This window comes from Candidatus Abyssobacteria bacterium SURF_5, assembly GCA_003598085.1.
Taxonomy (GTDB): Bacteria; Abyssobacteria; SURF-5; order SURF-5; family SURF-5; genus SURF-5.
In genome coordinates this window covers 18,964-31,572 of the sequence record QZKU01000031.1, presented here as the reverse complement: position 1 = coordinate 31,572, position 12,609 = coordinate 18,964, and the positions used below count along the sequence as shown (strand labels likewise).

The window sequence follows — 12,609 nt, the reverse complement described above, 5'->3', positions numbered from 1 at the left end:
ATCACGCGAGGCGCGTGATTTCGCTCCGCTCAACGAGCATCGGAATAAGCGTGGATTCCGTAAATGGAGTCAGTCCCCTTCGCTGGAAAGGAGAAAACCTATGTACGGGAGGAAACGGAAAATGAAAACGATCGTAACTCTGGCTGTTGTCTTTTTGGTGCTCATCGTTGCGTGCGGCGGCGCAATCGCGGCCACAACGTTTTATGCGACCACCGCGGTGAGCGCGGGCGACGTCGTCGTGTGGGACCCGACCGCCGATTACGGCGTGAAGACGACTGCGGTCGAGGGCGCGCAGGCCGTTGCGGGCGTCGCGGACGAATCGGTCACGGCCGGCAACCTGTGCATAATCAGGCAGGACGGCGGCCGCGTGGCGGTTAACGTGGTCGGAACGGTCACCCGCGGACAATGGCTGATCACGTCGGCGACCGCGGGCAAGGCGAAAGGAGTCGATTCGCCGCAGGCGGGCATCTTCGCGCGGGCGGTCACCGCGGCCGGCGTTCCGGCGCCCGGCCAGTGTTATGCGAGCATCGAGCTCGGATTCGACGAATATTTCACCGGCTCATCCGGCTCGGGAGCGCCGGTCGGCGCCACGTATATCACCCAAACGCATGACGCCGCGCTCTCGGCCGAGCAGGCGCTTGCGGATCTCGAAAGCGGACTGCTGAAGAACACGACGGCCACCGGCGTGCTCTCGATCGCGGCGGCCGGAACGGACTATTCGGCGCCCGGCCATCAGCACACCGAGGCCGATATCACCGACCTCGCGCACACGCAGATAGATGCCGAGAACAACGAGCAACCGGCGCTCGCCTCGATCGGCTCGATCAACGTCAACGGCGAAGACCTCAAATTCATCGGCGCGGGCGGCGACCGCGTGAATCTGGAGCTCGGGACCACCTGCGGCGAGCTTTCCGGCGGCACGCGCACCATCTCGGTCAACGGCGCCATCGGCAACGATGCGAATCCCGGCACTTCGGCGGCGCCCTTCGCAACGATCCAGCGCGCCTGGGACGCCGTTCCCGCCGTCGTGCTCGAACCGATCGTGATCGATATCGCGGCCGGGACCTATCCCGAGGCGCTTCTTTTCGCCGGCAAGACCATGGGCTCGGCGGGCGCATCGGTCACGCTGCAAGGCGCGTTGGTCAACAGCGACGCCGGGACCGCGACCGGCGCGACCGCAACGACGCTCAGCGACACAAGCAAATCGTGGGGAACTAACGCGCACCAGTATAAGCTGCTGCGCATTACCGCCGGAACCGGCAGCGGCCAGCTTGCCTGGATCGCAAGCAACACCGCCACATCGATTACGATCGCCGGCCAATGGACCACTGTCCCCAACGCGACAAGCGCCTATTCAATCGATTCGCTCGGCACAAGTGTCAACGGAGGCGCGGGCAATATTTCGATCAGGCTCGACGAACAGCGAGGCGTCACCCTGCGGTTTCTGCAGTGCACCGCGGCGGCTCAATTCGTTGTACTCGATAATTCGAGCGCCGCTTCGCTGATCGGGCTTCGGGCGGCGACAACGAACGTGACCAGCCGCGCGTTTGAAATTAAAAGCCTTTCGGTCCTGAAAGGCACGGGCGACTCGGCCGGCTCGTCCGAGGCGATCTTCGCCGACGACGTCGGAAACATCGGTCTCATACTGAGACAGTTGGCCGCGGGAACGCTCTCCCGATCCTATTTCCGCTCCTGCGGCAGCGTCGGCGTTCAGGTGACGGAAGGAGCGATAGTTAACATCTACAACAGCTATACTTACGCAAATACTAATTATGGAATTTTCTGCAACCGAAATGCGACGTTAATGACTGCTGGTGGGGCCTATGCAAGTTACATCAATAGTGAAACGGTCGGCATTCGCAATACGGACGCAAGTCTGGGAGTCAGCGTCTCGACGCAAAACTATTTCGGATGCGGGACCGCATATAGTGCGGATGCCAGCTCAACGCAAACATGAAGGTGGAAACGATGTCAAACGGAATTTGCCCGATAGGGGCCGCGCACGCTCAGCAGATTCGATTGCTCGAGGAAAACATCGAGCGGCTGGATCACATTCTCTCGCAGAAGGCGGAGGCGGCGTATCTCGAGCGGATCGAGGCGAAGGTCGACAGGCTGACCAACATGTTCTGGGGTTTCGTCACTTTGATCATTGCCAATCTCGTTGGCATCATTCTGATGCTCTTGAAAGTGCGAATATAATGTCTTGAGCTATTAACTGAAGCTGTTTCTAGATTTTCCTCAGCTCAAGACATGCTAAACCGGTCGATGCTGGCGCACCACAAGTTTGAAAAAGGACGTCAGAAAGCTTCTCGGCGGAACTCGTATACCAACCATCAAACCGGTATTCAAAATAAGCCTCGTCAGTAATCAGTAAAGAGGTTGACGCAGCAATCTGCTTGAGTCTGGTAGCATCATATTGAATATGGCTGCCATAGTTGGAGAGCTTTCCAAATGGAACTGTTAGAAGCAGCTTTCCTCCGTTCTTGAGAATTCGCTTGATCTCTTTGACAGTCTCAAAATCTTCCTTATGTTTGAGAAACCATTCGGGCTCTGTCGGCCAGGGCGGGGCACCATAGGGGTTTCTCACCTTATGAGAGTTCATACCGACATGTTCCAGCGTCGAGATGCAAAGCACGCAGTCAAAAGAGCTTTCTTTATAGGGCGGATGCAGGATATCTCCCCGAACATTCTTCATCTTCCCCATGAGCTCGGGTAATCTCCACATGCTTCTATCATAGAGATCTATTCCATACAATTCTTTACGTGGAAGAGAAAGCAGAGACTTTATCCATATTTCTTCGCCTCTTGCGAAACCGATCTCAAGTATTTCTTTCATTCCGCGAGCTTTGGCTATTGCCCAAGGGATTTCGATAGCACGGTCACTTTGACCTTTAGCAAATGGCTCTTTTGAAAGCGCAAACGCATTCCGCTTAATGAGTCTCTTCAATCTCCACAAGATCAAAAGACCTCCTCGATGTTTACTATAATCCAGAAAATGCTTAACTGAGTCGTATTATAACAGATGCTCTGTTTCCTAAACCAACTGTCGCGAGACAAGAATGCGGAAGGTGAGATGAAAGACGGGGATGAGCGAGAGGCAGGCAAGGGCGTACGCGAAGTGAATCAGAGGGATTTGAACGAACAGATACGAGATTCCGGTTGCGACGACGAAAACGAATGGGAGAACGGACATGTGAACCAGGAACATCCTCATTTTATCGCGGTATCTGCTGTTCCGGTTGCAATGGTAGAACATGAGATAAAGAACGCCTGTCTGAAACAGGGCGAGCGAGCAGGCGAACAGCAGCGTCTTTCCAAGAAAACCCGTGTTCCCCCAAACAGCCCCGCCGCCTCAACGACGATGACCAGAAACAGGACTGATGCGCAGACAAGCTGCACGCGCTCCAGAACCGAGATGAACTTGATGATAATCTGAATTTCCTTTTTCTGCGCCTGCCACATGAGCACCCGCCGCTGAAAAGCGATTCCCTTGTTACATTTTTGCTCCTGACACGCGCCTCCGCTATGGGAGGCAGGGATAAAGGTTTTTCAAATAAAATCTAACCACCAAGGCACCAAGACACCGGAAAGATAAGAAGAGGAAATACCTTAAACAGGAGATAACGGAGGAAACAGAGGAGATGATTCTTTTTTTGCTTGGCTCCGTTGCCGGCGAGGCGCGTGATCACGCCAGGCGTGACTTCACACGAGAGGCAGACGGTCAGCTTAGGCGACGCTCAGCTTAGGCGCTAACGCTCTTCGAGAGGAAGCTTGAGATGACCACGCGAGACGCGTGGCAGGCATGGCTGTGCCGCGTATTCTGGATTCCTGGCGGCAGCGCCGCAGGCGGAGCAGGAATGACCAGAAGAAGGGATTTCATTCGTGTAATTCGTCAAATTCATGTAATTCGTGTTTCCAGGATTTTTTGGTTGCGGCTTTTCAGATTTCGGTTGCGGCGATCTCGATTGCGAGGCTGCCGGGATCGCGGCGGGGCGGGCGGCGCGAGAGGAAACCGGCAATTCCTTGCTTGATGTTTGCGAGCGCGCCCGGAGAGCCATTGGAAATGCTGATGGATGCATCTTCTCCCTTGCAAATGAGCGGCGCAGGAAACGTGGCGCCGTAGGCGGTCTTTGCGCCGGTATCGAGGACGAAATGCGCGCGCGGGGCGCTCACCTGGAGTCGCCCGGGCAGCGCGAGCGGCGCCTTCGGCGTGAGCTCGATGGACGAGCACAGCAGCCCGCCGTCATAGTGCTCGCCATACTCCCACATGAATTCAACCGAACAGCGGCCCCGCACCTCGATGCGCTGCGGGCGCGCGATCTCGAATGGGGTCTTCAGGCCGGTCTCATCCTGCGCGAGCGCGCCGGTGAGCGGCACGATGCCGCCCGCCTTTTTCAGCGAATTGAAAGCGTCCACCTCGGCCAGCAGTTCCGGATAATATTCCGCCTCGAGCAGTTTCCGGATTATCTTTTCGCCATGTTCCGCCGCCAGCCGGCGCGCCGTCGTGTTTCGGCCGACCTTCACCAGCGCGGCGAGGGAGAGGTAACTGCTCATTTTCTGCAGGCGCGTTTTCGAATCGGCGCGCGCGAGCGCATCGAGATCGGCCTGTTCGAGGATGAGCCGGAAGAATCTGGCGTAGTCGCGCTTGCGGGTGGGCCATTGGCCGGTCCTCGCGTACGCGCCGAACAGGTGCGGCCACAGGTTGACGCGCCAGTCGGGCCGGAGCTGAACCGTGAACACGTACCGGTTCTTCATGATATCGGCCAGTCTCAGGTAGCTCACGAGGTAGACGGGATGCTCGAAGACCGCGGAAACCCGGCAGGCGGAAACGGGATTGATCTTGAATGTGCCCTTACCGAGCGTGAATAATGAGGCGGGCCCGCGGAGTATGCCGCCGCCGGCCTCGATCGTCATGCGGGAAGACGTTTGCCACGTTGCGACGGCGCCTTTTGGAAGTTTGATGAAGAGCGTCTCGCCCGCGGCATCAAAATGATGTTCGTCGGGTTGCTGCGGCTGTTTTTTCGCGGGTTTCTGCATGAGACACGTCTATATGGGGGATTGATAACTTTCCATGTCTCTATGTCTTGGTGGTTTATGTTTCATCCGGGGTCCGAAGTCTTCTTCGGCGACGAAGACTGTGCGAATGAATTCGCACCTGCCGATTGAATGAGCCTTCCCGTGAAGGCTTCCTCTCCGTCATGTGCACTTCATTCGGGCGGGTTTGAAACCCGCCCCTACAGGTCTCGAGAAGGGAACTGGCTCCATTTACGGCCCGGGCGGCGGGGACTGACCCTATTTACGGTCCGAGCTTGCCGAGGGCGTAGAATAGGGTCTATGTGCCGGACTATTGCGCCACCCCCACGCGACTGACTGCGACGAAAAATCTAACCACCAAGGCGCCAAGACACCAAGGGTTTTTTGTAGTTCTCCCTGCTTTGGTATCTTGGTGGTTGCATTTCTATCCGCCAGGCCGGTCTTTCTTCGGCGACGAAGACTGTGCGAATGAATTCGCACCTGCCGTGGTAAGCACCTGCCGCTCGAACGCCCAAGGCGGTAGGGCCGAATTCATTCGGCCGGTTTTTTTCTTTAAGGGTATCTTTTAAATCCATTTTAACCGCAGAGGCGCAAAGGGCGCAGAGAAATGCAAATCCTGATTTTCTTTTTTCCCTTTTTCCTGCCTCTGCGTCCTCCGCGTCTCCGCGGTTCAACGACTTTCTTAATCTCTTGGGGTTCTCCGTGCCTTTGTGTCTTGGTGGTTGCATTTCGTGGGGACTGTCCCAGGAATTACGGAAATTTTGTAGTGTAAATTTCGTAGATTCGGGACTGTCCCCAGAGCATCAATGGTGTCTGTCCCCGAAGCTTCAATCATCACGGAGACGTGTACCCCACGATCGCGCCCGCGTAGGGGACTGACTCCATTTACGGAATTCACAGGCGTCGGGGACTGTCCCAAGCGAAGGGGACTGGCTCCATTTACGGAACTTATGCCTTTTTAAGTTCGTAGAATGGTGCCTGTCCCCGAGACAAGAGCAATCAATCGTTGCCGGATACGTTTTCTGTCCCCGAAGCTTCAATCATCACGGAGACGTGTACCCTACGATCGCGCCCTCAGTAATCTTGACCTTCACCTCGCGCAGGTTCTTGAACAGCTTTCCATCGACATACGTTCGGGAGGGATCGCAGGTGGCGACGAACAGGGCCGGCGTGACGAGCGGCGCGGCGGTCGCCGCAAGCGCGATCGATGAGGCCGCCAGCGCGGCGCCGGCGCTCAGGGAGATTGCGATTGCGCCGATGACGACTTCGGCGAGAACGTCGGCCACATGGTCGGTTTTCGAATCCGTCTCGATCTCGTGCCCCTCCTCGCGCAGCGTCTCGACGATATGCTTCACCACCCCTTTTCTCTCGAGCGGCGTCTCGATCGAGCCAAGCGGCTTCTTTCGCTCGAACTCGTGGCGCTCCGCCATCTCCTCATGCGCGGTGATGCGGAACCGCAGCGGCTTTCTCCTGTCGCGGGTGGGATGGACGCGCACCATTCGCGTCGTGTTGCCCTGGTTGAGCAGATCGACCGCGGCGACATGCTCGAGACCGTCCATGAACATCGGCCTCTCATGGAACACTTCGAGCGTGCGCGCCTCCAGAATGCGGCCGCCGATATCGACCTGAAACGGAATCTTGGCGACAACTGAAAGGCGATACAATCCGGAAATCCGTTTGGGGACGGTTTTCAGGCGGTGGGCGGTGAGCGGCTTGGTGAGCGGCTTCGATTCAAGGGTTGCGACGGCGATGGGTCTCATAATCCCCCTCCTTCCGCGAACGCGGAGCCCATAGTGTCCAGAGAGATTATACCACCGGATATTACTTTCGTCAAACATGTTGATTGGAGAGAAAAGAGGGGGAATACGTGAGGGTTTTCGGGCGTATGTGGTTGGGGCTAAATGAGTTATCTGGGCGGCGAAGACCGTGCGAATGAATTCGCACCTGCCGTGGGAACGCACACCGGTAGGAACGCGGCCACCGGTAGAAACGCACCTGCCGGTAGGACCGCACCTATCGCGCGAATGCCAAAGCCGGTAGGGCCGAATTCATTCGGCCGGTCTTTCAAGAAAAATCTAACCACCAAAGCACCAAGACACCAGGAAGATAATTTGAAGAGGAAATACCTTAAACAGGAGGTAACGGAGGAAACGGAGGGGGAGATTTTTCCTTTTTTGCCGAAGGTTTTCTCCAGCGCCGAAGACTGTGCGAATAAATTCGCACCTACCGTGGGAACGCACCTGCCGGTCGAACGCATCTCAGCCGGTAGGGCCGAATTCATTCGGCCGGTCTTTCAAGAAGAATCTAACCACCAAGGTGCCAAGACACAAAGCAGTCTTTTTCTTTGTCGTCTTTGTGTCTTGGCGATTCGCTTTTCTCCTCCGTTGCCTCCTGTTTAAGGCTCCTCTTAACCTTCACTTTGAACTTTGAACCTTGAACTTTGAACCTTGACTTTGACCTTGAACTTGCCTGCGCCCCTTGACAACGACCGTTATGCAGGATAGAATAACGGTACCATTTCGACGCGCCGAGCGAAGCCGGCGAGAAGGGAACCATTGAGATTCAGATTCAAGGTGTGGAGCGAAATAGATAACCGCCCGCTCATGGGGCCCGGCAGATACCGTCTGCTCTCGTCGCTCCAGCAGACCGGCTCAATCAATGCCGCCGCGACCGAGGTGGGGATTTCGTACCGGCGCGCCTGGGCCCAGATCCGCGAGATGGAAGAGCTTCTGGGGCATCCTCTCGTCGTCGCCAATCGCGGCGGAACCGACGGCGGCGGCACTCGCCTGACCGCGGAGGCCGTCAAGCTGATAAAGCAGTACGAGAAATTATCCCGCAAAATGGACCGGGCGGTTTCCGCATCGGGCGCCATGCTGACAGAATAGATTGAAAAGGATTTCGTTATGGATAAAGACCGGATTGATTTTGAACCGCTCCTCGAGGAATCGGTCAGGGTGCACGGGCACCTGTGTCCCGGGCAGGTGCTCGGGGTCAGGATGTCGATGCTCGGGCTGCGCGAGGCGGGGATATCCGACCCGAAGGGTGCGGATCGAAAGAACATCATTGTGTTCGTCGAGATGGACCGGTGCGCGACGGATGCGGTCCAGTCGGTCACCGGCTGTTCGATGGGCAAGCGAACGCTCAGATACGTGGACTACGGCAAGATGGCGGCCACGTTCGTCAACCTGAGCGCCGGAAAAGCGGTGCGCGTGCTGGCGCGCGAGGAGTCGCGCGAGGTTGCGGCGGCCCTTTTCCCCGAGATCGGAGACAAATACAAGGCCCAGCTCGAGGCTTACAAGGTCATGCCGGACAACGAGCTGTTCGAGGTGACCGAGGTGGAAGTCGAATTGAAGCCGCAGGACATGCCGGGCAGGCCGATGAGCCGGGTGCAGTGCCGGCGGTGCGGCGAATTCGTGCAGGATATGCGGGAAGTGCAAAGCGACGATGGCCCGCTGTGCCGCCCCTGCGCGCATGGCGGCTATTATCACGTTCGCACGTGATTCTTCATAAAGTTATTCCATTTGACCTGATTTTCTGTTTACCGGCGACACCGAAATCGTCCCCAGCAACATTCAGTTTCGAAGGAGGCGGCAATGTGTGAGGGAAAAACAGCGAGCGGATATCCCGCGGGTCAGGCTTTCAAGACCGTACCCGTCAGTGAAGCCGTCGGGATGCCGCTGGCGCACGATATCACCGAGATTCGGCCGGGCGAATTCAAGGGCAGGGCTTTCAAGAAGGGCCACATCATCGGCGCCGGCGATGTCTGCCATCTTCAGCGGCTGGGCAAAGAAAAGGTCTATGTCCTCAGCATCTCGGACGATGAGATGCACGAGGATGAAGCCGCACGGGCATTGGCCGGCGCGCTTGCCGGGCCGGGCGTCGTATTCGGGAACGAGCCGAAGGAGGGACGTCTCAACCTGCTCGCCGCGCATGACGGCCTGCTGAAAATCAATGTTGACGCCCTCGCGCAGTTCAACATGCTCGGCGACGTCATGTGCGCCACGCTTCACGCCAATACGGTTGTATCGAAGGGCGACCGGATCGCAGGCACGCGTGCGATCCCGCTCGTGGTGAAGCGCAGCATTATTGATGAGGCCGTCGCGATCGCTCGAAACGGGATTGTCGAGGTGCGCGCGATTCGCAAGCCGAAGGCCGGCGTGGTCATTACCGGGAACGAAGTTTTCTACGGCAGGATCAAGGATGGCTTCGCGCCGATTATCCGCCAAAAGATCGAGCAGTTGGGCGGCGAGATCAGGGCCATAAAATATGCGCCCGACGACGTCGAGCAAATCGAGCGCAGTATCAGGGATTGTCTCGAGGCCGGGGCCGATCTGCTCGTGACCACCGGCGGCATGTCGGTCGATCCCGACGACGTCACCCGGTTCGCCATCCGAAAACTTGGCGCCGCCGATCTCACTTACGGCTCGGCGGTATTGCCCGGCGCAATGATGCTCGTGGCATACCTCGGGGGCATGAACGGCGACGCGATCCCCATTCTGGGCGTGCCCGCGTGCGCGCTTTTCCATCAGGCGACGGTGTTCGACCTTGTTCTCCCGCGGATTCTTGCCGGCGAGAAAATTGGAAAGATGGAGCTTGCCCGTCTTGGCCACGGCGGCCTGTGCCTCAACTGCGGCGAATGCCGCTATCCCGTCTGCCCGTTCGGGAAATAGGATTCGGAGGCTCAAAGGCGATGCCGCCATTTGGATTTTCAAGGACTGGAGAAGAATTCCTGAACAGGGGATAGAACCACTGGCCGGAGCCGGCGTGCCGCTCTTCGTTCCGCAATTCAGACACAGGTCACTTCCCTAACGCCGCTTTCCCAAAGCCGGCACTCGCTTCCCTTTCGCGGTAATCCGGCCATTGCGCAGCCGAAGAACGTGGCTGATGCACGCGGGCAGTTCTTCGAGGCGGTGCGTTACATATATGAGGCTGTTCAATTCGCGGCGAGCGATGGCGTCAATCGCGTCAAGAACCACTCGCTTGTTTTCCGGATCCAACCCATGGCAGGGCTCGTCCAGAATTAGCAGCCGCGGCCTCTTGACCGATGCGCGCGCCAGCAGCACCATTCGCTGTTGGCCTGCGGAAAGTTCATCGAATCTTTTTTCCGCCAGCGCCGAAAGCCCCAAAGCTCGCATCCATTTGAGCGCGGCGTTTATCCGCCTGCCCGAGCATTCCCTGTACAGGCCAATCGAGTCGAAGTATCCGGAACAGACAATTTCCAGAACCGTCAGAGTTTTCCGGTAGTGGATGTGCAGTTCCGGCGACAGAAACCCGATGTGCTTCTTTACATCCCAAATGGTTTCTCCGTTTCCCCGTTTCTTCCCGAACACCCGGATGTCGTTCGCATATGCCTGCGGGTTATCCCCCAGAATGAGACTGAGCAGCGTCGTCTTGCCGCTGCCATTCGGCCCGAGCACGGCCCAGCGCTCTTCTTCCCGCACCGTCCAGTTCACTTTGTCAAGCACCCGAATGCCGCCGTACGTCACGCAAGCTTTGCTTATCTTGAAGAGCACGGGCACAAGATCGCGGGTGCGCCGTCTGTGTGATCCTCTCGGCTCCGGCGCTGGCGGCGGTATATCCCACTTGTCAGGATAAGTCCGCAGAACTTTCTCCTTCTCGCCGATGGCGGCTATCGTGCCGCCCTCGAGCCGGAGCACATGCGTGATTCCGCGCGGCAGTTCGTTGGGATGGGAAGACACGAAGATTACGCGTGTAGCGCCTTTCATCAGCCCGCTGAGTAAGCTCCGGAGCGCGCGCCGCGAGCGGTAATCGAGGCCGGCAAATGGCTCATCCAGGATCAGGATTAACGGAGAACGAAGCAGAGCCCCCGCAATAAGCACCTTTCGCATCTCGCCGTTCGACAGGTGCGCCAGCTTTCGCTCGAAAAGAGAGGCGATGTCAAGATATCGTGTTGCAGGCGCATTCCGGGCGAGTTCTTTCATGCCGGTACGCGATTTCCGCCGTCGTCCCGAAAAGGTATCTCCGGCAAGAAAGCACAGCGCGTCCAATGTGGTGAGCCCGCTGTCTCGCTCGCAGCTATTCCAGCGCGACTGAAGATATGGGCTTTCTTGCCCGATGAAATGCTGGTGATCCTCAAATGAGACGTGCGCGATGAAGTCCTCAGCAGAGCGCGGCCGATTCGTCCCCGGCTCGCGCCTGTTCAGAAAATGGTGTTCCACCTCGCCGGAAACAACAGGGACGGCGCCATACAGCGCCCGGGCGAGCACCGACTTCCCCGACCCGTTACCGCCAATGATCGCCCAATGCTCATCGCTTCGGATCGACCAGGTAATGGCTCGGAGAATGCGTTGGTCCCGCAATTGGAGCGTTACGTCATGGAACGAGACAAGCTGAGATACAGCTCTGTGGTCCGTCATTTTGCGGTCTACACTCACTTCAACACCGAATGCGGTTGCCGGCGTCGAATAGTTATACCTCTCTCACAGGATCTTTACAGGCGGGATACGAGGAAGATTTTATTTGCCGCTCTTGCCCTGGAGAATCGCGATTCCGAGATCGAACGCCCGCTCGAACGGCTCCTCGCGGTCCTCGCGCAGGCGCAAGTCGATCGCTTCGACGGGGCAAGCGCTCGCGCACAGGCCGCAGCCCAGGCATTTGTCTCTTTCCACCTGCGCCGCCTCGTCAACCGTGATCGCGCCGACCGGACAACGCTCGACGCACGACTCGCAGGCCGTACACTCATCCTGATTGACAATCGCCTCAAACAGCGCGTTAAAGTACTTCTGTTTCGAGTGGCCTCTTTGCGTGATGCCCTTCATTGAAGCGCAGCAGCAGGGGCAGCAGTTGCAGACATTGGACAGATGCTTCGCGTTCGCGCCGGCATGCACCAGCCCCGATCGGTCGGCCTCCTCCACGATCCTGATGGCTTCGTCCGCAGTGATCTCGCGGCCCATCGCGTTCTCGATGTAGTATTCGGCGGCGGCGCCGAAGCTGAGGCACGTCTCGATCGGATGGTTGCACCCTTTCCCGACGAGTTTCCCTTCCTTCCGGCACACGCAATCGGCGACCGCGATCTTTCTGGCGGCCTTGATGCTTTCCTTCAGCCGGTGGTATGGAAACAAAACCATGTCCGCCTTGACATTCTCATCGACCGGCAACACCTTGAAGCCCGGTACGTTGCTCGCGCCCATCTCGTCGAGGTATGCGGCCTCGTAGTATTCCTGAAACAGCTTCGCGAGCTCCTTGTCTATTTTCTTCACCGAATACTCGTACAGCCCGATCATGAAGGGCGCCGCCCGGTACTGCGCCTTTCCGTTACGCCGAATTCTGAAGACAAGACCCTTGCGCGACATCGCCTCGAGCTTCTCCTCGAGCTCGCGCTCGTCAAGACCGGTTCGCGCGGCGACCTGCGACGCGTCCTCCGGCATCGGCGTCAAGAGGACGGCCAGCTTCGCCTCTTCTCTCGTGAACAGGCGCTTCAGGATTTCCATTTCGACGCCGGAAGGCGTCAATGGGAATCCGATCGGAAACTGATCGAGGAACTCCCGCAATTTGATATAAGGCGTATCCGACATCGTTCGTGGTTCCTTTCAGGCTGTTATCGCACTATGTGTG

General features: G+C 57.7%; 13 protein-coding genes. 6 read left to right on the top strand and 7 right to left on the bottom strand.

What is annotated here, in order from left to right:
* The first annotated feature begins 100 nt into the window (after window positions 1-100).
* Window positions 101-1,957: a DUF1565 domain-containing protein gene (locus C4520_03515; protein ID RJP24761.1), complete on the top strand. Its 1,857-nt coding sequence runs from the start codon at window positions 101-103 to the stop codon at window positions 1,955-1,957.
* Complete coding sequence (locus tag C4520_03510; protein RJP24760.1) at window positions 1,954-2,199, top strand: hypothetical protein; 246 nt, start codon at window positions 1,954-1,956, stop codon at window positions 2,197-2,199. The genes C4520_03515 and C4520_03510 overlap by 4 nt, the downstream gene beginning before the upstream one ends.
* A gap of 28 nt (window positions 2,200-2,227) precedes the next feature.
* Here the strand turns inward: C4520_03510 and C4520_03505 are convergent, their stop codons facing one another.
* From C4520_03505 to C4520_03485, 5 genes are all read right to left on the bottom strand, one after another.
* The gene (locus tag C4520_03505) at window positions 2,228-2,962 is read right to left on the bottom strand and encodes a methyltransferase domain-containing protein (GenBank protein ID RJP24759.1); all 735 of its coding nucleotides are present in this window, start codon (window positions 2,960-2,962) and stop codon (window positions 2,228-2,230) included.
* Window positions 2,963-3,210: 248 nt separating this feature from the next.
* Window positions 3,211-3,462 (bottom strand): hypothetical protein, encoded by a 252-nt coding sequence (locus tag C4520_03500; protein RJP24758.1) that lies wholly within the window; start codon window positions 3,460-3,462, stop codon window positions 3,211-3,213.
* A gap of 477 nt (window positions 3,463-3,939) precedes the next feature.
* Window positions 3,940-5,037 (bottom strand): hypothetical protein, encoded by a 1,098-nt coding sequence (locus tag C4520_03495; protein ID RJP24757.1) that lies wholly within the window; start codon window positions 5,035-5,037, stop codon window positions 3,940-3,942.
* Between the two features lie 347 nt (window positions 5,038-5,384).
* A complete protein-coding gene (locus C4520_03490) occupies window positions 5,385-5,708 on the bottom strand; it encodes a hypothetical protein (GenBank protein RJP24756.1) in 324 nt (107 codons plus the stop codon).
* A gap of 369 nt (window positions 5,709-6,077) precedes the next feature.
* Window positions 6,078-6,794 carry a hypothetical protein gene (locus C4520_03485; protein RJP24755.1) on the bottom strand — a complete coding sequence of 239 codons (717 nt, stop codon included), beginning with the start codon at window positions 6,792-6,794 and terminating at the stop codon, window positions 6,078-6,080.
* A 351-nt stretch (window positions 6,795-7,145) separates the two neighbouring features.
* Here C4520_03485 and C4520_03480 point away from each other — a divergent pair, with 351 nt between their 5' ends.
* The 4 genes from C4520_03480 (at window position 7,146) to C4520_03465 (ending at window position 9,704) form a co-directional block, all read left to right on the top strand.
* Window positions 7,146-7,433 carry a hypothetical protein gene (locus C4520_03480; GenBank protein RJP24754.1) on the top strand — a complete coding sequence of 96 codons (288 nt, stop codon included), beginning with the start codon at window positions 7,146-7,148 and terminating at the stop codon, window positions 7,431-7,433.
* Window positions 7,434-7,589: 156 nt separating this feature from the next.
* Window positions 7,590-7,919 (top strand): LysR family transcriptional regulator, encoded by a 330-nt coding sequence (locus C4520_03475; GenBank protein ID RJP24753.1) that lies wholly within the window; start codon window positions 7,590-7,592, stop codon window positions 7,917-7,919.
* Window positions 7,920-7,937: 18 nt separating this feature from the next.
* The gene (locus C4520_03470; protein RJP24752.1) at window positions 7,938-8,534 is read left to right on the top strand and encodes a formylmethanofuran dehydrogenase; all 597 of its coding nucleotides are present in this window, start codon (window positions 7,938-7,940) and stop codon (window positions 8,532-8,534) included.
* 93 nt (window positions 8,535-8,627) lie between these two features.
* Window positions 8,628-9,704 (top strand): molybdopterin-binding protein, encoded by a 1,077-nt coding sequence (locus C4520_03465; GenBank protein ID RJP24751.1) that lies wholly within the window; start codon window positions 8,628-8,630, stop codon window positions 9,702-9,704.
* Window positions 9,705-9,839: 135 nt separating this feature from the next.
* Here C4520_03465 and C4520_03460 read toward each other — a convergent pair whose 3' ends face one another.
* Complete coding sequence (locus tag C4520_03460; GenBank protein RJP24750.1) at window positions 9,840-11,411, bottom strand: ATP-binding cassette domain-containing protein; 1,572 nt, start codon at window positions 11,409-11,411, stop codon at window positions 9,840-9,842.
* Window positions 11,412-11,510: 99 nt separating this feature from the next.
* On the bottom strand, window positions 11,511-12,569 hold the full coding sequence (locus C4520_03455; GenBank protein ID RJP24749.1) for a 4Fe-4S dicluster domain-containing protein: 1,059 nt from the start codon (window positions 12,567-12,569) through the stop codon (window positions 11,511-11,513).
* Window positions 12,570-12,609: the final 40 nt, after the last annotated feature.